This is a genomic window from Kaistia sp. SLG-1, assembly GCF_059699055.1.
Map to the genome: position 1 here is coordinate 1049095 of NZ_AP048544.1, position 21662 is coordinate 1070756.

Annotated in this window: 18 protein-coding genes; 13 read left to right on the plus strand and 5 right to left on the minus strand. The window is 66.5% G+C overall.

Annotated features, from left to right (window positions below; translation table 11 throughout):
* Nucleotides 1-30: 30 nt before the first annotated feature.
* Nucleotides 31-1062, plus strand: coding sequence for an NAD(P)-dependent alcohol dehydrogenase (locus AC6HZP_RS04665; protein WP_497525587.1), 1032 nt, complete (start codon nt 31-33; stop codon nt 1060-1062).
* Nucleotides 1063-1117: 55 nt separating this feature from the next.
* Here AC6HZP_RS04665 and AC6HZP_RS04670 read toward each other — a convergent pair whose 3' ends face one another.
* From AC6HZP_RS04670 to AC6HZP_RS04690, 5 genes are all read right to left on the minus strand, one after another.
* A complete protein-coding gene (locus AC6HZP_RS04670; protein ID WP_201402474.1) occupies nt 1118-1486 on the minus strand; it encodes a PRC-barrel domain-containing protein in 369 nt (122 codons plus the stop codon).
* 80 nt (nt 1487-1566) lie between these two features.
* Nucleotides 1567-2016: a MaoC family dehydratase gene (locus AC6HZP_RS04675; RefSeq protein WP_497526737.1), complete on the minus strand. Its 450-nt coding sequence runs from the start codon at nt 2014-2016 to the stop codon at nt 1567-1569.
* A 234-nt stretch (nt 2017-2250) separates the two neighbouring features.
* Complete coding sequence (locus tag AC6HZP_RS04680; protein ID WP_201402475.1) at nt 2251-2985, minus strand: SDR family oxidoreductase; 735 nt, start codon at nt 2983-2985, stop codon at nt 2251-2253.
* Between the two features lie 54 nt (nt 2986-3039).
* Complete coding sequence (locus tag AC6HZP_RS04685) at nt 3040-4149, minus strand: mandelate racemase/muconate lactonizing enzyme family protein (protein WP_497525588.1); 1110 nt, start codon at nt 4147-4149, stop codon at nt 3040-3042.
* 22 nt (nt 4150-4171) lie between these two features.
* Nucleotides 4172-4558 (minus strand): hypothetical protein, encoded by a 387-nt coding sequence (locus AC6HZP_RS04690; RefSeq protein WP_497525589.1) that lies wholly within the window; start codon nt 4556-4558, stop codon nt 4172-4174.
* A 158-nt stretch (nt 4559-4716) separates the two neighbouring features.
* Here AC6HZP_RS04690 and AC6HZP_RS04695 point away from each other — a divergent pair, with 158 nt between their 5' ends.
* From AC6HZP_RS04695 to glgX, 12 genes are all read left to right on the plus strand, one after another.
* The gene (locus AC6HZP_RS04695; protein ID WP_201402478.1) at nt 4717-5499 is read left to right on the plus strand and encodes an IclR family transcriptional regulator; all 783 of its coding nucleotides are present in this window, start codon (nt 4717-4719) and stop codon (nt 5497-5499) included.
* Between the two features lie 121 nt (nt 5500-5620).
* A complete protein-coding gene (locus tag AC6HZP_RS04700; RefSeq protein WP_497525590.1) occupies nt 5621-6451 on the plus strand; it encodes an amidohydrolase family protein in 831 nt (276 codons plus the stop codon).
* Between the two features lie 180 nt (nt 6452-6631).
* The gene (locus AC6HZP_RS04705; RefSeq protein ID WP_497525591.1) at nt 6632-6961 is read left to right on the plus strand and encodes an L-rhamnose mutarotase; all 330 of its coding nucleotides are present in this window, start codon (nt 6632-6634) and stop codon (nt 6959-6961) included.
* A gap of 78 nt (nt 6962-7039) precedes the next feature.
* Entirely contained in the window at nt 7040-8119 is a 1080-nt protein-coding gene (locus tag AC6HZP_RS04710; RefSeq protein ID WP_497525592.1) for a Gfo/Idh/MocA family protein, read from the plus strand.
* 105 nt (nt 8120-8224) lie between these two features.
* On the plus strand, nt 8225-8782 hold the full coding sequence (locus tag AC6HZP_RS04715; protein ID WP_497525593.1) for a MaoC family dehydratase: 558 nt from the start codon (nt 8225-8227) through the stop codon (nt 8780-8782).
* An 18-nt stretch (nt 8783-8800) separates the two neighbouring features.
* A complete protein-coding gene (locus AC6HZP_RS04720) occupies nt 8801-9955 on the plus strand; it encodes a CaiB/BaiF CoA transferase family protein (protein WP_497525594.1) in 1155 nt (384 codons plus the stop codon).
* 280 nt (nt 9956-10235) lie between these two features.
* A complete protein-coding gene (locus AC6HZP_RS04725) occupies nt 10236-11348 on the plus strand; it encodes an extracellular solute-binding protein (protein ID WP_497526738.1) in 1113 nt (370 codons plus the stop codon).
* A gap of 457 nt (nt 11349-11805) precedes the next feature.
* Nucleotides 11806-14319, plus strand: coding sequence for a glycogen/starch/alpha-glucan phosphorylase (locus AC6HZP_RS04730; protein ID WP_497525595.1), 2514 nt, complete (start codon nt 11806-11808; stop codon nt 14317-14319).
* 22 nt (nt 14320-14341) lie between these two features.
* Nucleotides 14342-16534: a 1,4-alpha-glucan branching protein GlgB gene (gene glgB / locus AC6HZP_RS04735; protein WP_497525596.1), complete on the plus strand. Its 2193-nt coding sequence runs from the start codon at nt 14342-14344 to the stop codon at nt 16532-16534.
* Nucleotides 16535-16608: 74 nt separating this feature from the next.
* A complete protein-coding gene (glgC, locus tag AC6HZP_RS04740; protein WP_201402485.1) occupies nt 16609-17874 on the plus strand; it encodes a glucose-1-phosphate adenylyltransferase in 1266 nt (421 codons plus the stop codon).
* A gap of 160 nt (nt 17875-18034) precedes the next feature.
* Nucleotides 18035-19486 carry a glycogen synthase GlgA gene (gene glgA / locus AC6HZP_RS04745; RefSeq protein WP_497525597.1) on the plus strand — a complete coding sequence of 484 codons (1452 nt, stop codon included), beginning with the start codon at nt 18035-18037 and terminating at the stop codon, nt 19484-19486.
* Nucleotides 19486-21534: a glycogen debranching protein GlgX gene (gene glgX, locus AC6HZP_RS04750; RefSeq protein ID WP_497525598.1), complete on the plus strand. Its 2049-nt coding sequence runs from the start codon at nt 19486-19488 to the stop codon at nt 21532-21534. Before glgA ends, glgX begins: the two co-directional genes overlap by 1 nt.
* The last annotated feature ends 128 nt before the right edge of the window (nt 21535-21662 follow it).

Sequence of the window (21662 nt, forward strand, 5' to 3'; positions counted from 1 at the left end):
GCTTAACCGCCGCCAATCTGGATTGCTGCCATGCGTGCTCTCGTTCTCGAAGAAAAGCTCAAGCTCTCGCTGCGCGACATCGACCTGCCGCTCGAAGTCGGCCCGCGCGATGTCCGCATCGCCATCCACACGGTCGGCGTCTGCGGCTCGGACGTGCACTATTACACCCATGGCGCGATCGGCCCGTTCATCGTTAGGGAGCCGATGGTGCTCGGCCACGAGGCCGCCGGCACGGTGCTGGAGATCGGCTCCGAGGTGAAGAACCTCAAGGTAGGCGATCGCGTCTGCATGGAGCCGGGCGTCCCGGATCTTACGTCCAAGGCGTCGAAGCTCGGCATCTACAATGTCGATCCGAGCGTCACCTTCTGGGCGACGCCGCCGGTGCATGGCTGCCTGACGCCGGAAGTCGTCTTCCCGGCCGCCTTTACCTACAAGCTGCCCGACAACGTCTCCTTCGCGGAAGGCGCGCTGGTCGAGCCCTTCGCCATCGGCATGCAGGCGGCGGCCAAGGCCAAGATCGTCCCGGGCGACACGGCGCTGGTGATCGGCGCCGGCCCGATCGGCATCATGGTGGCGCTGGCAGCGCTCGCCGGCGGCTGCAGCCGCGTCTACATTTCCGACCTCGTCAACGAGAAGCTCGCCATCGCCGGCCACTATGACGGCGTCATCCCGGTCAACATCCGCGAGACGGACCTGAAGGCGAAGATCGCGGCGGAGACGGACAATTGGGGCGTCGACATCGTGTTCGAGGCCTCCGGTTCCCCGCGCGCCTATGACGGCATCTTCAACTATGTCCGCCCCGGCGGCGCGATCGTCTTCGTCGGCCTGCCGGTCGAGCCGATCGCCCTCGACATCGTCTCCGCCTCGGCCAAGGAAGTGCGGATGGAGACGGTGTTCCGCTATGCCAATGTCTTCGATCGCGCCCTGGCGCTGATCGCATCGGGCAAGGTCGACCTGAAGCCGCTGATCACCGGCACCTATGATTTCGAGGAGTCGATCGCCGCCTTCGAGCGCGCCGCTTCGGCCAACCCGAACGACGTCAAGCTGCAGATCACGCTCTGATCTTCCATGAAAAAAGGCCCCGGATCACTCCGGGGCCTTTCTCGTTCGGATGGGATTACATCATCCAGTAGGGCGGCATGCCGTAATAGTCGTGCACGCGCTTTTCATAGTCGCGGTCGCCCCAGGCCGGCTCGTCGCCTTCGTCATAGGCGGGGCCGCCTTCCAGCTGTTCCTTGGTCAGGCCGACCACATAGCCACCCTGGTTGGTGTCGTATTTCAGCGTATTCCACGGCAGCGGATGGTATTTCTCGCCGAGACCCAGGAAGCCGCCGAAGGAAAGGATCGCATAGGCGACGCGTCCGGTCTGCTTGTCGATCATGATGTCATGAATATCGCCAAGACGATCGCCGGCTGTATTGTAGACGGCGGTGCCGTCAACCTTCGCGGCGCCAATCAGCGAATTGGAAACGTGCGCATGTTCCATCGTCTTCCTCCATGTTGCGTATTCATGGCAGGTTAACGTCGAGCGCCGGTCTTGGTTCCGAATAGGGCGCGCCGTTTTGGTCAGGCGCTCGCGGGCTTCCGCGCGACGAGATAGATGTGCTCGCAGGCGAGCACGGTCTCGCCGGTCTGCTTGGTGACGGTGACGAGCTCGGCGACGATGCCGTGCGTGGCGCGCTTCGGGTGGTCGCGCTTGTCGACAATCTTCGCTTCGACCGTGATGGTGTCGTTGATGAAGACGGGCTTCACGAACCGCACCTTGTCATAGCCATAGGACATGGCGTGCGGATTGATCGTCGTTGCCGTCATGCCGACCGCCACCGACAGGATCAGCGTGCCATGGGCGACGCGCTGCTTGAAATCCTGCGTCGCGCACCATTCGGCGTCCATGTGGTGCGGGAAGAAGTCGCCCGTCTGGCCGGCATGGATGACGATGTCGGCCTCGGTGATCGTGCGGCCCATCGTGCGGCGGGTGAAGCCGATCTCGTAGTCCTCGAAGAACTGCTCGACGATCATGGGGTCTGGTCCTTGGCAGCCGGCCGCAATGTCGGCGCCGGAAAAGCTGCGTCATCCCGGGCTTGGACCCGGGATCCATTCAGGCGAAGCGCTGAACGGCGAGGCTCAGGCTGCATGGATCCCCGCTTTCGCGGGGATGACGGCGGGGGCAGGGATACCGCCTCCGCCAGTCGAAGGATTGCCTCCCGCGCCATCCGATCTCGCCGGATGCGGGAGGGCAGGGCGAGGGTCTTAGTTGACCCAGCCGCCGTCGATGATGTGCATCTGGCCGGTCGTGTAGGTCGCGGTCGCCAGGTAGATGGCGAGGTCGGCGATCTCTTCCGGCTGGCCGATGCGGCCGATCGGCTGGCGGGCGATGAAGGCGGCGCGGGCCGCTTCATAGTCGCCCTGGTCGCGCAGGCGCTGCTGCAGCGACGGGCTCTCGACCGTGCCGGGGCAGATGCCGTTGCAGCGGATGCCCTTGGTGACGTAGTCGGCGGCGATCGACTTGGTCAGGCCGACGGTCGCCGCCTTGGTCACTGCATAGGCGAAGCGGTTCGGCACGCCCTTGATCGAGCCGGCGACCGAGCAGATGTTGACGATCGAGCCGTCCTTCTGCGCCAGCATGCCCGGAAGGGCGGCCGAGATCGTCCGCCACATCGACTTGACGTTGAGGTCATAGGCGAGGTCGAGATCGGCTTCGGTCGCCTCTTCCAACGTGCCGGCATGCACGATGCCGGCGCAGTTGAACAGCACGTCGATGGTGCCGATCTCGGCGACGAGCGCCTTGACGTCGTCGTTCGACAGGACGTTGAGCTTGCGGGTGGTGATGTTCTTGACGCCGTCGAGCTCGGCGAGCTTCGCCTCGTTGACGTCGGTCGCCCAGACGATCGCGCCCTCGGCCGCCGCCTGCTCGGCGATCGCCCGTCCGATACCCTGCGCCGCCGCCGTGACCAGCGCGACCTTGCCTGCGAGCTTACCGCCCATGTCGTCAGTCCCTTCCGTTCGCTGCCGGATCCGTCCGCGGATCCGGCCGATCGATCAATTCCTGGTCAGGAACGCCGAGCCCTCGACCGTCTGGCGGCCGATGGCGTCGAAATCCCACGAAATGCCAAGACCCGCCTCGGGGCTCGGAACGGCGTAGCCGTCGGCGATCGTCATACCCTTTGTCGTCAAGCTATCCAACTGGGGGATGTACTCGACCCAGCGTGCATTCGGCACGGCGGCGCAGAGGGCGACATGCAGTTCCATCAGGAAGTGCGGGCAGACGACAACGTTGAAGGTTTCTGCCAGGTGCGCGACCTTGAGCCAGGGCGTGATGCCGCCGATGCGGGCGACGTCGACCTGGACGACCGAGCAGGCGCGGCGCTGCAGATAGTCGCGGAAATGCAGGCTCGAATAGAGGCTCTCGCCGACGGCGATCGGGATCGAGGTCGATTCGGACAGGCGGATATGGCCGTCGACGTCGTCGGCGGTCAGCGGCTCCTCGAGCCAGCCGATATCGGCCGCCTCGTAGTGGCGCGCGCGCCGGATCGCCTCGTCGACCGAGAAGGCCTGGTTGGCGTCGGTGAACAGCTCGAAGCCCGGGCCGACGGCCTCGCGCACGGCCTTGAGCCGGGCGGCGTCCTCGTGGATCGGCCGGCCAACCTTCATCTTGGCGCCGCCAAAACCGTTCTCCTTGGCGCGCAGCGTGTCCTCGACGATCGCCTCCGTCGGCAGGTGCAGCCAGCCGCCCTCGGTGGTGTAGAGGCGGATCTTCTCCTGCGCGCCGCCGGCGAGGATATGCACCGGCAGGTTCGCCTTGCGCGCCTTCAGGTCCCAGAGCGCCGTGTCGATGGCCGCGAGCGCCAGCGAGGTGATGGCGCCGACCGAGGTCGCATGCGTTAGGAACAGGAGGTCGCGCCAGATCTGCTCGATCATGCCGGCCTCGCGGCCGATCAGGGCCGGCGCCAGCGTCTTCTCGATCAGCGACATGATCGCCGGGCCGCCGGTGCCGATCGTGTAGCTGTAGCCAGTGCCGACGACGCCGTCGGAATCCGTGATGCGGATGATCGGCGTCTCCTGGCTGACGAAGGACTGGATCGCATCGACCCGCTTCACCTTCGGCTTCAGGTCGACCATCAGGCCTTCGACACGTACGATTTTCGCCATTTTCTCCCTCGGGGCTCTCTGTTTAGACCAGCACGCTCTTCCCCGATGCCTTGTCGAAGACATGCAGGCGGGTGAGGTCGAGATTGAAGGTCATGCGCCCGCCGGGCTGGGCGGGGCGCGGGTTCAGTATCTTGCCCTGTACTTCCTTGCCGCCGAGCTGGGTGTAAAGCAAGGTCTCGGTGCCGAGCGGTTCCGGCAGGGTTACCGTGCGCTCGATCGCGGCGATCTCGTTGTCGTCGGTGAGGCCGTAGCCGGCCGGCGAGAACGCCTCGGCGCGGAAGCCGACGGGGATCGCCTGGCCGGGGAACTGGGTCCGATCGACAGCCTCTTCAGCGGAGGCGGCAGCTGTGAGTGCGCCAAGCGCCGCGCATGAATAAAGAGCGGCCTGAATGCCGCGCATGGAATTCATGTGCCTGATTCCTCCCCGTGGACACCCGAACCGCTTCGGCTCAAGGGCGTCACATTCTCCACCATTGAATGGAGCATTCGTATATAAGCGAATTTGACTGGCGCGAGTCAATGTCTAACTTGTCATCGCCCGGAGACAGGGCCGGGGGGAGTCGCTCAATGACGGAAGACGCAAATGACCGCTATCGGGCGCCCGCGCTCGACAAGGGGCTGGACATATTGGAGCTGCTCGCGGCGACCGACGAGAGCATGACGCAGGCGGAAATCGCCAAGGCGCTCAACCGCTCGCCGAACGAAATCTACCGCATGCTCGATCGCCTGGTGCGGCGCAGCTACGTCGCCCGCGTGCATGGCGACCGCTATGAACTGACGCTGCGGCTGTTCGCGCTGGCGCATCAGCACGCGCCCGTGCGCCGGCTCGTCAGCCAGGCGCTGCCGGTGATGCGGCAGTTCTCGCGCGATTCCGAACAGGCCTGCCATCTCGCCGTCTACGACCGCGGCCGGATCGTCGTCGTCGCCCAGATGGATGCGCCAAGCTATTGGAGTTATTCAATTCGCGTCGGCGCGCGGGTCAGCCTCTACAACACCGGCTCCGGCCATGTGCTGCTCGCCTTCGCCTCGCCGGAAGAGCGCGTGATGATGGAGGCCGAGCGCGAGGAGCAGGACGAGGACAAGCTGCGCCCGGACAATCTCGACGAGCGGCTGACCCAGATCCGCCGCCGCGGCTACGAATCGACGCCGAGCGCCCAGTCGCAGTCGGTCTACAATCTGTCGGTCCCGGTGCTCGGCGCCAACGACACCGCGCTCGCCGCGCTGACCTGTCCTTTCCTGCCGCGCATCGACCGCCCCAATGTCCCCGACCTGCAGGAGGCGCTGGCGATCCTGATCGCCGCCAGCCAGGAGCTCTCGCATGTCGTCGGGCGCGGCGGCGCGGAGGACTGAGCGTCGCGCCGGCGGCGACCGGAGACGTGCTCGCCCTTGCCAGTTGCCGGCTACTGTGAATGATACCCCCGTATATGAATGAGTTTCGGCCGTGCAACCCGGCCTGAGGGAGAGAGGCGTCATGCGGATGATCGATACCCACCTGCACCTGGTCTACCAGGAGCGGTTTTCCTACCCCTGGCTCGCGGATGCGCCGGCGCTCAACCGCAACTTCACCCTCGACGACTACCTGCCGCAGGCGAAGGCCGCTGGCATCACCGACATGATCCACATGGAGGTCGACGTCGCCGAGAAGGACATCGAGGCGGAGACAGCCTTCGTCACCGGCCTCGGTCACGGCATCCTCGGCGCCATCGCCGCCTGCCGGCCGGAGAGCGCTGATTTCGCAGCCCAGCTCGAGCGCCTCGCCGCCAACCCCAAGGTCAAGGGCCTGCGCCGCATCCTGCACCAGTCGCCGGACGAGCTCGGCCAGCGGCCGATCTTCGCCGAGAACATCAAGCGGCTCGCGGCGCACAAGCTGACCTATGATTTCTGCGTGCTGCCGCACCAGATCCCGATCGCGATCGCGATCGCCAAGGCGGCGCCGGACGTCCAGTTCGTCATCGACCATTGCGGCGTACCCAACATCAAGGACAAGGCGTTCGAGCCCTGGCGCACCAACATGACGGCGATCGCCGAAGTGCCGAACGTCGTCGCCAAGATCTCCGGCGTCATCGCCTATGGCGATCCCGTCAACTGGACGGTCGACGACCTCCGCCCCTTCGTCGAGCACACGATCGGCGCCTTCGGCTGGGACCGCCTCGTCTGGGGCTCGGACTGGCCGGTCTGCACATTGACGGCCGACCTCGGCCGCTGGGTCGCGGCGACGCACGAGATCATCCGGGGCGCCAGCGACGACGAGAAGGCCAAGCTCCTGCACCGCAACGCCGAGCGGGTCTATCGGCTGGACTAGGCGCTTTCAGGCCTTGTGCGTGCTTCGAGACGGCCCTGCGGGCCTCCTCAGCATGTTGAGTTTGGGGGAGACCTTCTCCGGTAGGTTAGGCCTTGTTCCCCAACATGCTGAGGAGCCCGCGTGAGCGGGCGTCTCGAAGCACGCACGACCAAACGATCCAAACTGAACGGGAGGAACGCCATGCAGCGCATGGGATCTGTCATCGGGCTGAAGCCGGCCGACATCGCCGAATACAAGCGCCTGCACGCCGCCGTCTGGCCGGGCGTGCTGGCCAAGATCGCCGACTGCAACATCAGGAACTACTCGATCTTCCTGAAGGAGCCGGAAAACCTGCTCTTCGCCTATTTCGAGTATCACGGCACCGATTTCGCCGCCGACAGCGCCAGGATGGCCGAGGACAAGACCACGCAGGAATGGTGGGCCATCTGCGGGCCGATGCAGCAGCCGCTGGAAAGCCGCAAGGAAGGCGAATGGTGGGCGGAGATGGAAGAAGTCTTCCACACCGACTGAGGGTTCGCCTCGATTTGTCCTCTCTCCCGCGAACGGGAGAGGGGGCAACTCTTCCTGCCGCCGGGAAACGAGATTGCCATGACGTCCTTCGACCCCGCGACGCTCGCCCAGAGCTGGCCGCAGCCGACCGCGCCGCGCCCGATCGTCATCATCGGCGCCGGCGGCATCGTCAACGACGCGCATCTGCCGGCCTATGCGCTGGCCGGCTTCCCGGTCGCCGGCATCTTCGATCGCGACGTCGGCCGCGCCAAGGCGCTGGCCGAGCAATGGAGCGTGCCGTTCTTCCGCACGATGGACCAGGCGGTCGCGGTGCGCGACGGCGTGTTCGACCTGGCGACGCCGCCCGCGGCCCATCTCGAAATCCTGCGCCGTCTGCCCAAGGGCGCTACCGTGCTGATCCAGAAGCCGATGGGCCGCGATCTCGACGAGGCGACCGCGATCCTGAAGCTCTGCCGCGAGCGCCAGTTCGCGGCGGCCGTCAATTTCCAGCTCCGCTTCTCGCCGATGATGCTGGCGGTCCGCGACGCCTTGCAGAAGGGCCTGCTCGGCCGGCTGGTCGACGTCGAGATGCATCTGAACCTCGTCACGCCCTGGCATCAGTTCCCGTTCCTGAAGGGGATGTCGCGGGTCGAGATCGCGGTTCACTCGATCCACTATCTCGACCTGATCCGCTCCATGCTCGGCAATCCGACCGGCATTCACGCGCGCACCCTCGGCCATCCCGGCAACGAGCTGGCGCAGACGCGCACCTCGGCGCTGCTCGATTTCGGGCGGGATGTCCGCTGCACGCTGTCGATCAACCACGACCATGATTTCGGCCGACAATTCCAGGACGCGACCTTCCGCTTCGAGGGCGACCAGGGCGCGGCCTCGGTCAAGCTCGGCCTGCTGCTGAACTATCCGGCCGGCGAGCCGGACGAGCTCTGGATCACGGCTTCGCGGGGCGCGGATGCCGCGTGGCAGCAGGTTCCGCTCATCGGCGGCTGGTTCCCGCACGCCTTCGTCGGGGTGATGTCGAACCTGCAGCGCACCGCCGCCGGCGAGGACGACGCGCTCGTCACCTCGGTCGAGGATGCCTGGCACACCATGGCGCTGGTCGAGGCGGCGTTCCGGTCGGCCGCAGCGCCGGCGACCCCAGTGCCGCAACAGCCGGACTAGCGGCTTCTCGATTCAATCAAAACACATCAATCCATCGCATTTCGCTGCAAACAATTTGCGCATGAGCGAATGATTGATCTATGAATGGCTCAGGGAGGAAGAGCCATGACCGAGCCATTCGCGCCGACCGTGGGCGTCGCGTCGACCCATCCGAAGGACATGCCGAAAGAGCATTCCGACCTGCCGGTCTGGAACGCCGAGAACTGGCTGTATGAGGATTGGCCCGTCGGCCAGAAGATCCGCTCGCTCCGCCGCACCCTCGGAGAGGGCGAATCCCATCTCTTCAACACGCTCGTCACCGACATCCATCCCTATGTGCAGGACAGGATGTTCGCGGAGACGGAAGGCGTGTTCGGCCGCCGCCTCGTCGCCGGCGCCTTCGTCTTCTCGGCCGGCCTCGGCCTCGTCGCGACCAACTGCGTCAACGCCTTTTCCTACGGCTATGACAAGCTGCGCTTCATCAAGCCGGTCTTCATCGGCGACACGATCTACACGATCCGGACCAATCTCGATAAGCGTCCGAAATACAAGGAAATGGGCCTGATCCGCGCTTCCTACGAAGTGTACAAGGGCGAGGGCGAGCTGGTGCTCTATTGCGAGCATCTGCAGACGGTCCGATACCGCGACGCCGGCGCTTTCGCCGATCAGGTCGAGAAGAAATAGGCGAAGAATAGGCCAACCATGTCCCAGTCCGATCTGCCGCTCGACGGCCTGCTCGTCGTCGACCTCAGCCAGTTCCTGTCCGGCCCCTATTGCGCGCTCCGGCTGCGCGATCTCGGCGCCCGCGTCATCAAGATCGAGCGGCCGGACGGCGGCGATCTCTGCCGCCGCCTCTATCTGACCGACACCGAGATCGGCGGGGATTCGACGCTCTTCCATGCGATCAACCGCAACAAGGAGAGCTTCGCCGTCGACATGAAGAACCCGGTCGAGCTGGAAAGCCTGAAGAAGCTGCTCGCGAAGGCCGACGTCGTCATGCAGAACTTCCGCCCCGGCGTGATCGACCGTCTCGGCCTCGGCTACGAGGCGGTGAAGGCGATCAATCCGGACGTCGTCTATGGCTCGATCACCGGCTATGGCGACGAGGGGCCCTGGGTGACGCGTCCGGGCCAGGATCTGCTGGCGCAGGCGCGCTCCGGCGTCACTTGGTTGAACGGCGACGAAGGGCAGGGGCCGGTGCCGTTCGGCCTCGCCATCGCCGACATGCTGGCGGGCGCTGCCCTCTGCCAGGGGCTCCTCGCGGCGCTGGTGAAGCGCGGCATCTCGGGGCGGGGCTCGCATGTCGAGACCAGCCTGATCGAGGCGCTGATCGATTTCCAGTTCGAGGTGCTGACGACGCATCTGAACGACGGCGGCCGCAAGCCGACGCGGGCGAGCTTCCGGAGCGCCCACGCCTATCTCTCCGCGCCCTATGGCATCTATCCGACGAAGGACGGCTTCCTCGCCGTCGCCATGATGCCGGTGCCGAAGCTCGGCGAGCTGCTCGGCATGCCGGAGCTCGAGCCCTATCGCGAGGCGCCGAGCTGGTTTTCCGAGCGCGACGCCATCAAGCGCCTGATCGCCGCGAAACTGGCGACGGAGACGACGGACCACTGGCTGTCGATCCTGGAGCCGGCCGACGTCTGGTGCGCCAAGGTGCTGGAATGGCCGGAGCTCCTGACGAGCGAGGGCTTTACCGCGCTCGACATGCTGCAGACGGTCGAACGCGCCGACAACGTCCGCGTCGTCACCACGCGCTCGCCGATCCGCGTCGACGGCAAGCGCCCGGTCAGCGCGGTCGCGGCACCCCGCATCGGCGAACACACCGACGCGATCCGGGCCGAATTCGGCCTGTGAGAGAGGCTTGAGGAGGCTGGCCTTACCTCACCTCTCCCGCAGGGAGAGGTCGACGGCCGAAGGCCGGCGGGTGAGGGTTTACGCCCTCTCCGGATAGTTCCCTAAACCCTCTCCCGGAGCTTCGCTCCGACCTCCCCCTCAGGGGGAGGTGAAGGGAAGGGCGTGCTGAGGAAGCTGGCCGCTCACCGGCCGAACATGTTCATTGCCAGCCGGGATGCCGCCCGACGCGGATCCTGTCCGAGGGGGAGAGATCTTGAGCAAGTCCATCACGCTGAAGGGCATGACGTGGAGCCATCCGCGCGGCTACGACCCGGTCGTCGCCTGCGCGGAGCTCTATCGACACGAGACCGGCGTCACCGTCGAATGGGACAAGCGCTCGCTGCAGGATTTCGAGAGCTTCCCGGTCGAGGAGCTGGCGCGCGCCTATGATCTGATCGTCATCGATCATCCGCATGTCGGCCAGATCACGAAAGAGGGCTGCCTGGCGCCGCTCGACGTCGCCGGCCGCGAGGCGGAGCGCGCGGCGCTTGCCGCCGGCTCCGTCGGCGCTTCCTACGAGAGCTACACCTGGCAGGGCCATCAGTGGGCTTTTCCCATTGATGCGGCGACGCCGGTGCTCGCCTATCGGCCGGACTTGATCGCGACCCCGCCGACGAGCTGGGACGAGGTGTTTGCGCTTGGGCCGGGTCGGGCGCTGGTGCCGTTCCGCGCGCCGCATTCGCTGATGAGCTTCTATTCGCTCGCCGCCAATCTCGGCCGCCCCTGCGACGTCAGCGGCGACGGCGATCTGATCGACCCGGCCATCGGCGTCCGCGTCTATGATTTTCTCGCCAAGCTCGCGGCGAACGGCATGGCCGATTTCGACAGCGACCCGATCCAGGTGTTCGAGAAACTGGCGGCGGAAGGCTCTGATCTCGCCGTCGCGCCGCTTCTCTACGGCTATGTCAGCTACGCGACCGACGGCTTCCGGCCGCACCGCCTCGCCTTCGCTGACATGCCCGTGCTGGGCACCGCTGGCCCGGTCGGCTCGGCCCTCGGCGGCACCGGCATCGCCGTCTCTGCCTATTCGCAGAACCGCGACGCGGCGATCGACTTTGCCTACTGGCTCGCCAGCGCCGACGTGCAGCGCGGCCCCTATGCCGCGAATGGCGGCCAGCCCGGCCACGCGACCGCGTGGGAAGACCCGGACGTCAACGCGCCGACGCACGGTTTCTACGAGAACACGCGGGCGACGCTGGAAGGCGCCTGGGTCCGCCCCCGCCACAACGGCTACATGGCGTTCCAGGACGCCGCGTCGAAGCGCATCAACGCGGCGCTTCAGGCCGGCGAGCCGGGCGAGGCGCTGGTCGCCGAGCTGAACCGGATGTTCCGCGACAGTTTCGCCGAGGCGTGAGGGGGGACGGCCCCTCGCCGTCATCCCCGCAAAGGCGGGGATCCATGCAGCCGCGTCGCTAGCCGTTCGAACCTCCCAAGGCTTCGGCTGAATGGATCCCGGCTCGGAGGCCGGGATGACGGCGAGGGTGGGGATGCGCGGTGCGTCCCTGTCGACGCTGAATGGGAGCTGCGCCGCCGGGCGTTCGAGCCTCCGAAGGTCCCGGCTGAATGGATCCCGGAACCTCTTCGGGACCGTCAGCCCCAGGGCTGTCCGCCTAAAAAATAGGCCGTCGTCGAAACGAAACGCGCTATGGCATAAGGTGCTTCCGTGATGAGGCGCCGCGTTGGGGCATTCCGGCCGTTCCGGAGGTCCGTCCGATCCGGCATCTTTGTTGCATGGATCAGGAGCCGGCCCGAACGATCGCCGTGGGGCCGGGGACGGAAGAAAGCGCGGCGAGCCAGACGAGGCCATTTCGATGCACGATACCGTCATGCCGACACCGACCGGGGAAACCGGTTCGGGCAAGTCCGCGCGCGCTCCCGCAGCGCCGGTCTCCGCCGCCGACGTCGCCGCGGCGCGCGACGCGATCAACGCCAAGCTCACCTATGCCGTCGGCAAGAACGCCGTCACCGCAAGCGACCGCGACTGGTTCGTCGCCACGGCGCTCGCCGTGCGCGACCGTATGGTCGATCCGTGGATCGCCTCGTCCAAGGCGACCTATGCCGAGGGCCGCAAGCGCGTCTATTACCTGTCGCTCGAATTCCTGATCGGCCGGCTCTTGTTCGACGCGATGAACAATCTCGGCCTGACCGAGGCGTTCCGCGCCGCGCTTGGCGATCTCGGCGTCGACATGGACCGGCTGAAGACGGTCGAGCCGGACGCAGCGCTCGGCAATGGCGGCCTCGGCCGTCTCGCCGCCTGCTTCATGGATTCGATGGCCTCGCTGTCGATCCCCGCCTATGGCTACGGCATCCGCTATGACCACGGCCTGTTCCGCCAAGTGGTGAAGGGCGGCTGGCAGCAGGAATATCCGGAGACCTGGCTCTCCTTCGGCAACCCCTGGCAGTTCGAGCGGCCCGAGGTCGTCTACGACATCCAGTTCGGTGGCTCGGTCGAGGCGATCATGTCGCCGAACGGCGTCGCCCGTTATGTCTGGCATCCCTCCGAGACGATCGAGGCGGTGCCCTATGACACGCCGATCCCCGGCTGGCGCGGTCGCCACGTCAACACGCTCCGCCTCTGGTCGGCGCGCGCCGTCGATCCGCTCCGCCTCGACGCCTTCAATTCGGGCGATCACATCGGCGCGCTGGTCGAGCAGGTCCGCGCCGAGGCGATCTCGAAGATCCTCTATCCGAGCGACGAGAGCGCCGCCGGGCAGGAGCTGCGCCTTCGGCAGGAGTACTTCTTCGTCTCCGCCTCGCTGCAGGACCTGATCCACCGCCACACCCGCACCTATGGCGACATCCGCTCGCTGCCGGACAAGGTGGCGATCCAGCTGAACGACACGCATCCGGCGATCTCAGTCGCCGAGCTGATGCGCATCCTGGTCGATCTGCGCGAGATCCCGTGGGACGAGGCGTGGGACATCACCACCCGCACGCTCGGCTACACCAACCACACGCTGCTGCCCGAGGCGCTGGAGACCTGGCCGGTGCCGCTGCTCGACCGGCTGCTGCCGCGCCAGATGCAGATCATCTACCTGATCAACGCGATCCATCTCGAGAAGGCGAAGAAGCTCGAGGGCGCGGATGACGGCTTCTTCTCGTCCGTCTCGCTGATCGACGAGAACAATGGCCGCCGCGTGCGCATGGGCCATCTCGCCTTCATCGGCTCGCATTCGATCAACGGCGTCTCGGCGCTGCATTCCGACCTGATCCAGAAGACGATCTTCCAGGATCTCGACCGCGTCTATCCGGGCCGCCTCAACAACAAGACCAACGGCATCACGTTCCGCCGCTGGCTGCACGAGGCCAATCCCGGCCTGACGCGCATCCTGGTCGATACCTGCGGCCCGGCGATCCTCGACAATGCCGACGTGCTCTCGAAGCTCGAACCGCTGGTCGGCGACACCGGCCTGCACGAGCAGTTCGGTGCGGTCCGCCGCGCCAACAAGGTGGCGCTCGCCAGGCTGATCCGCGACCGGCTCGACATCCGCGTCAATCCGAACGCGTTGTTCGACGTGCAGATCAAGCGTATCCATGAATACAAGCGCCAGCTCCTCAACATCCTGGAGACGATCGCGCTCTACCAGGCGATGCGCGCCCAGCCGCACAAGGAATGGGTGCCTCGCGTCAAGATCTTCGCCGGCAAGGCGGCGGCGAGCTACCATCAGGCCAAGCTGATCATCAAGCTCGCCAATGACGTGGCGCAGGTGGTGAACAGCGACCCGACGGTGCGCGACCTGCTGAAGGTGGTGTTCCTGCCGAACTACAATGTCAGCCTCGCCGAGATGATCATCCCGGCCGCCGACCTGTCCGAGCAGATCTCGACCGCCGGCATGGAAGCGTCGGGCACCGGCAACATGAAGCTGGCGCTGAACGGCGCGCTCACCATCGGCACGCTCGACGGCGCCAATGTCGAGATCAAGGAACGCGTCGGCGACGACAACATCTTCATCTTCGGCCTGACGACCGAGGAGGTCGCCGAACGCCGCCGCGCCGGCATCGACGCGCAGGAGACGATCGCGAACTCGCGCATGCTGGCGGACGTGCTGGAAGCGATCGAGAGCGGCATTTTCTCGCCCGGCGAGCCGGCCCGCTTCGCCGCGCTGACGACGGCTTTGCGCCATCACGACTACTTTCTCGTGACCGCCGACTTCGATTCCTACTATGCCGCGCAACGAGACGTTGACGCCCTGTGGCTCGACAGAGCAGCATGGTGGAAAGCGAGCCTGACGAACACGGCTCGGGTCGGCTGGTTTTCCTCGGACCGCACCATCGCGGAATATGCCGGGGAGATCTGGAACGTGCCCGTCAGACCGGCCGGATAGGCAGAGCGTACAGGGAGATGCAATGACGGGCTGGCGGGCGAGCGTATCGGATGTCGAAGCCCTCATTGCTGCGCGCCATGGTGATCCCTTCGCGTTTTTAGGGCCGCACGAGACGGATGACGGTCTCGCCATCCGCGCCTTCGTGCCCCATGCCGAAACGCTCGCCGTCGAGGATCTCGACGGCAAGCGGATCGCGCCGCTGGAGCGGCGGCCGGGCACGGATTTCTTCGAGGGCCTCATTCCCGGCCGCAAGAAGCGGTTCGGCTACCGGCTCCGGGCGGAGAACGCCGGCGGCGGCTGGACCTTCCACGATCCCTATTCCTTCGTCGGCGTGCTCGGCGCCACCGACGACTACCTGCTGGTCGAGGGCACGCACCGCCAGCTTTACGAAAAGCTCGGCGCCCATCTGCTGCATCATGAGGGCGTCGACGGCGTGCATTTCGCCGTCTGGGCGCCGGATGCGCGCCGGGTTTCCGTCGTCGGCAATTTCAACGGCTGGGACGGCCGCCGCCACCAGATGCGCAAGCGCGTCGACAGCGGCCTCTGGGAGATCTTCGCGCCGGGCTTCGGCGAGGGCGAGATCTACAAATACGAGATCGTCGGCGCCGATGGCGTCGTGCAGCCGCTGAAGGCCGATCCCGTCGGCTTCGCCGGCGAATTGCGGCCGTCGACCGCCTCGGTCGTCGCGCGCACCGACAATTTCACCTGGTCCGACGACGCCTATTTGCGCCAGCGCACCGAGGGCGAGGCGCGCCGCCGGCCGATGGCGATCTACGAGGTGCATCTCGGCTCCTGGCAGCGCGGCGACGGCAATTCGTTCCTCTCCTATGACGAGTTGGCCGACCGGCTGATCCCCTATGCCGTCGAGATGGGCTTCACCCATCTGGAACTGCTGCCGGTCAGCGAGCATCCGCTCGATGATAGCTGGGGCTACCAGCCGATCGGCCTGTTCGCGCCGACGCGCCGGCATGGCGAGCCGGCCGGCTTCGCCCGCTTCGTCGACCGCGCCCACCAGGCCGGCCTCGGCATCATCCTCGACTGGGTGCCGGCGCATTTCCCGACCGACCGGCACGGCCTCGCCCATTTCGACGGCAAGCCGCTCTACGAGCATGCCGATCCGCGCCGCGGCTTCCATCCCGACTGGAACACGGCGATCTATGATTTCGGCCGCGCCGAGGTGTCGAACTTCCTCGCCGCCAGCGCGCTCTACTGGCTCGATCGCTTCCATGTCGATGGCCTGCGCGTCGATGCCGTCGCCTCGATGCTCTATCTCGACTACTCGCGAAAAGCCGGCGAGTGGCTGCCCAATCCAGACGGCTCGAACGACAACAAGGATGCCGTCGCCTTCCTGCGCCGGGTCAACCAGCTCTGCTACGGCGAGCATCCCGGCACCGCGACGATCGCCGAGGAATCGACCTCCTGGCCGGGCGTGTCGCAGCCGGTGCACGAGGGCGGCCTCGGCTTCGGCTTCAAGTGGAACATGGGCTGGATGAACGACACGCTCGACTACATGTCGCTCGAGCCGATCCATCGCCGCTATCACCACGACAAGCTGACCTTCGGCCTGCTCTACGCCTTCTCGGAAAACTTCGTGCTGCCGCTCAGCCATGACGAGGTCGTGCATGGCAAGCGCTCGATCCTCGGCCGCATGCCGGGCGACGCATGGCAGCAATTCGCCAATCTCCGCGCCTATTACGGCTTCATGTGGGGCCACCCCGGCAAGAAGCTGCTGTTCATGGGCCAGGAGTTCGGCCAGCGCAACGAATGGAACTTCAACCAGAGCCTTGACTGGCACCTGACGGTCGAGCCGGCGCATGCCGGGGTCCGGGATTTCGTTCGTGACCTGAACCGCGCCTATCGGGACCATCCGGCGCTTTACGCGCGCGACTGCGAGGGTGACGGCTTCCGCTGGGTGGTGGCCGACGACAAGGACCAGTCGGTCTTCGCCTTCCTCCGTTTCGGCGCGCCGGGCGACAAACCCATTCTCGTCGTCTCGAACTTCACGCCCTTGATCCGCGACGGCTACCGCGTCGGCCTGCCTGAGGCGGGGCGCTGGCGCGAGATCCTGAATTCGGACGCCGCCGTCTATGGCGGCTCCGGCGTCGGCAATCTCGGCGCCGTCGAGGCGACGGCCGTGCCGGCGCATGGTTTCCCGGCTTCGGCCGCGATCGTTCTGCCCCCGCTGTCGACGGTCTTCTTCGAGTTCGAAGGCTAGCGCTGTCGCCGGTCCGGGGATTGAGTTTGAGAAAAACACTGCTGGGCAAAGAGCGTTTCGGGAGGGACTGAGGGATGGAACGGCCGCAGACCAATGCGCCGCTGGCGCGTAATGCCATGGCCTTCGTGCTGGCGGGTGGACGCGGCAGCCGGTTGATGGAATTGACGGATCGCCGCGCCAAGCCGGCCGTCTATTTCGGCGGCAAGTCGCGCATCATCGATTTCGCGCTGTCGAATGCCGTGAATTCCGGCATCCGCAAGATCGGCGTCGCCACGCAGTACAAGGCGCACAGCCTGATCCGCCACCTGAACCGGGGCTGGAACTTCTTCCGGCCCGAGCGCAACGAGATCTTCGACGTCTTCCCGGCGAGCCAGCGCGTATCCGAGGATCAGTGGTATCGCGGCACCGCCGACGCGGTCTATCAGAACCTCGACATCCTGAAGGACTACGACGCCAAGTATTTCGTCATTCTCGCCGGCGATCACATCTACAAGATGGACTATGAATTGATGCTGCAGCAGCACGTCGATTCCGGCGCCGACGTCACCATCGGATGCCTCGAGGTGCCGCGCCTGGAGGCGACCGGCTTCGGCGTCATGCATGTCGACGAGACGGATCGCATCCTCTCTTTCATCGAGAAGCCGAAGGATCCGCCGGCCATGCCCGGCAAGCCCAGCCAGGCGCTCGCCTCGATGGGCATCTATGTCTTCGACACCAAGTTCCTGATCGAGGAGCTGGAGCGCGACGCCAACGATCCGAATTCCAGCCACGATTTCGGCAAGGACATCATTCCGAACATCGTCAAGAACGGCAAAGCGGTCGCGCATCACTTCGAGGATTCCTGCGTGCGCTCGTCGCAGGAATCGATCAGCTACTGGCGCGACGTCGGCACCGTCGATGCCTATTGGGAAGCGAACATCGATCTCACCAGCATCGTGCCGGATCTCGACCTGTTCGACCGCAACTGGCCGATCTGGACCTACAGCGAGGTGACGCCGCCGGCGAAGTTCGTGCACAACGAGGATCATCGCCGCGGCTATGCGCTGTCCTCGCTCGTCTCGGGCGGCTGCATCGTCTCCGGCGCCTCGCTGGAGCGCGCGCTGCTCTTCACCGGCGTCCGCTGCAATTCCTATTCGCACATCGAGAACGGCGTGATCCTGCCCTATGTCGATGTCGGCCGCTCGGCCCGGCTTTCCAACGTGGTGGTCGATGCGCGCGTGCAGATCCCCGAGGGCCTCGTCGTCGGCGAGGATCCGGAGCTCGACGCCAAGCGCTTCTCCCGTTCGGCGAACGGCATCTGCCTGATCACCCAGCCGATGATCGACGCGCTGAACACGTGATGATGCGTTTCCTTGGACCCTCACCCCAGCCCTCTCCCGCAAGCGGGAGAGGGGGTGGCCGGCGCTATCGCTCGATCTTTGCGAAGCACGCCGGCGCAAAGCCCTCGCCCGCTTGCGGGAGAGGGTTGGGTGAGGGCCTTGCTTTCCCGAAGGCCGATCCATGCCCCTGAAAATTCTCGCCGTCGTCTCCGAGATCTATCCGCTGGTGAAAACAGGCGGACTGGCCGATGTCGCCGGCGCGCTGCCCGGCGCGCTCGCGGCCGAGGACGTCCAGGTCACGACGCTGGTGCCGGGCTATCCGGCGGTGAAGGCGGCGCTGAAGAAGCCGGAGACGGTCCATACCTTCCCGAACCTGTTCGGCCACGAGGCGCGGCTTTTGAAGGCGCAGGCGAAGGGGCTCGACCTCCTCGTCCTCGACGCGCCGCATCTCTACGACCGGCCGGGCAACCCCTATGTCGACGCCGACGGCAAGGACTGGATCGACAATCCGCTCCGCTTTGCGGCGCTCTCGCGCGTCGCCGCCGAGATCGGGCAGGGGCTGGTGCCGAAGCTGACCCCCGATGTCATCCACGCGCATGACTGGCAGGCCGGACTCGCCGCCGCCTACCTGCACTATTCCGATCGCCCGGCCGTGCCGACGGTGATGACCGTGCACAACCTCGCCTTCCAGGGCCAGTATGGCCGCGACCTGCTGCCGGCGCTCGGCCTGCCGGCCCGCGCCTATGCCATCGACGGCGTCGAATATTACGGTACGATCGGCTTCCTGAAGGCCGGCCTGCAGCTTTCCGACCGGGTGACGACCGTCTCGCCGACCTATGCGGCGGAGATCCGCACGCCCGAGGGCGGCATGGGGCTCGACGGCCTGCTCCGGAGCCGCGGCAGCGCCGTCTCCGGCATCCTGAACGGCATCGATACCGGCGTCTGGGACCCGGCCACCGATCCGAGGATCGCCGCGCCTTATGACCTCGCGCATCTCTCGGCGCGCGCCGCCAACAAGAAGGCGCTGCAGAAGAAGCTCGGCCTCGACGTCGATCCGAACGCGCTCGTCTTCGGCGTCGTCAGCCGGCTCTCCTGGCAGAAGGGGCTCGATCTCCTGCTCGATCGCCTGCCCGCCCTCGTCGCGGCCGGCGGGCAGCTGGCGCTGCTCGGTTCCGGCGAGCCGGCGCTTGCCGGCGGCTTTGCGCATGCCTCCGTCGCGCATGGCGGCCGGGTCGGCATGGTCAACGGCTATGACGAGGCGCTCGCCCATCTGATCCAGGCCGGATCCGACGTCATTCTTGTGCCGTCGCGCTTCGAGCCCTGCGGCCTGACCCAGCTTTGCGCGCTGCGCTATGGCGCGCTGCCGCTGGTCGCCCGCGTTGGTGGCCTCGCCGATACGGTGATCGACGCCAACGAGGTGGCGCTCGCCGCCGGCGTCGGCACCGGCATCCAGTTCAACCCGGTCACCGGCGACGCCTTCGAGAGTGCGCTCACCCGCACCTTCGACCTCTGGCGCGATCGCCCGGCGTGGAAGAAGCTGCAGAAGAACGCAATGAAGCTGGACGTGTCGTGGACGCGGCCGGCGGCCGCCTATGCGAGGCTCTATCGCGAACTCGCGGCCGGGCGCGCCTGATGTCGTCAGACGCGCTTCGCGACGGCTCGCCGGAGCCGCTCGGCGTCGCGCCGACCGCGACCGGCGTCAACGTCGCCGTTCATTCCACCCATGCCGAGGCGGTTCATTTCTGCCTGTTCAACGCGGCCGGCGCCGTCGAAATCCGGCGCATCCGCCTGCCGGCGCGCACCGGCGACGTGCATCACGGCGAGATCGACGGGATCATGCCGGGCGACCGCTACGGCCTTCGTGCCGAAGGGCCGTGGCACCCGGAGGCCGGGCAGCGCTTCAATGTCGCCAAGTTGCTGGTCGACCCCTATGCGCTGGCGCTCGACCGGCCGTTCGCCCTGCACGAGGCGCTGTTCGACGCGCGCCGTCTCGGCGAGGCGAGCGACACGCGCGACAGCGCCGCCTTCGTGCCCAAGGCGATCGTGACCGGCGCCGCAAACGCGCCCGCGCCCCGCCAGGGTCCGCCGATCGCCTGGGACCGGCAGGTGATCTACGAACTGCATGTGCGCGGTTTCACCAAGCTCAATCCGGCCGTGCCGGAGCGGCTGCGCGGCACCTTCGCCGGGCTCGGCCATCCCGCCTCGATCGCGCATCTGAAGCGGCTCGGCGTGACGACGGTCGAGCTGCTGCCGGTCGCCGCCTGGCTCGACGAGCGCCATTTGCCGCCGCTCGGGCTTTCGAACTACTGGGGCTACAATCCGGTCGCCTGGATGGCACCCGATCCGCGCCTGGCGCCGGGCGGTTTTGCGGAGGTGGCGGCATCCGTCGCGGCGCTGCATGCGGCCGGCATCGCCGTCATCCTCGACGTCGTCTTCAACCATTCTGGCGAGAGCGATCACCTCGGTCCGACCGTCTCGATGCGCGGCCTCGACAATGCGACCTACTACCGGCTCGAGCAGGGCGATCCCTCCGGCTATGTCAACGACGCCGGCACCGGCAACATCCTCGCCTGCGACCGGCCGCCGGTGCTGCGGCTGGTGATGGACGCGATGCGAACCTGGGTCGAGCGCACCGGCGTCGACGGCTTCCGCTTCGATCTCGCCACGACGCTGGCGCGGCGCGAGGACGGTTTTGACCCGGCAGCTCCCTTACTCGCCGCCATCGAGCAGGACCCGCTGCTGCGCGACGTCATCTTGATCGCCGAGCCCTGGGACATCGGGCCGGGCGGCTACCAGCTCGGCCAGTTCCCGGCCGGCTGGGGCGAGTGGAACGACCGCTATCGCGACACGGTGCGGCGGTTCTTCCGTGGCGACGGCGGCATGATCGGCGATCTCGCCACGCGGCTCGCGGGTTCGGCCGACATCTTCGCGCCGCGTCATCGCAGCGTCGACCGCAGCGTCAATTTCGTCACCGCGCATGACGGCTTCACGCTCGCCGATCTCGTCGCGCATGAGCGCAAGCACAATGACGGCAATGGCGAGCACAATCGCGACGGCACCGACGACAACAAGTCATGGAACAACGGCGCCGAGGGCGAGACCGCCGATCCGGCCATTCTGGCGCGACGGGTGGCCGATGTCCGCGCGTTGCTGATGACCCTGATCGTCTCACGCGGCACGCCGATGCTCTCGATGGGCGACGAGCTCGGCCGCAGCCAGCGGGGCAACAACAACGCCTATGCGCAGGACAATGCCGTCGCCTGGCTCGACTGGGAAAAGGCCGACGACGACCTCGTCGCCTTCACGGCGGAGCTGATCGCGCTCCGCGCCGCCCACCCGGCCTTGCGCGGCCCGCGTCCGCTGACGGGGGAGGCGGCCGGTGAGGACTGCATTCCCGACGTGCTCTGGATCGGCGCCGACGGCCTGCCGCTCAAGGAGAATGCCTGGAGCGATCCGGCAGTCCGGACACTCGGTATGGTGCTCAACGAGCCGGAGATCGGCGACCGCCTCTGCCTGCTGCTCAACGGTGGCGGCGACACGGTCGAGGCGACGGTGCCTCCGGCGCGGGCCGGCCGGCTGTGGCGCAAGGCGGCGGAGAGCCTCGATTTCGGCCCGGTGGACGCGGCCTTCGCGATGCCGCCGCGGTCGGCGATCCTGCTGGTCGAGGCCGTCGCGGAATGAGGTTTCCGAGCGGTTAACGGGACTTAACCCGTTTTTGGTTTGTCGCGGCGTTTGGCAGTTTACCTTAAGTCGCCGAATTGTTGGCAATTGCGCGGGATCTCGCCTAGCTTCCGCCGAGAGGGCAAATC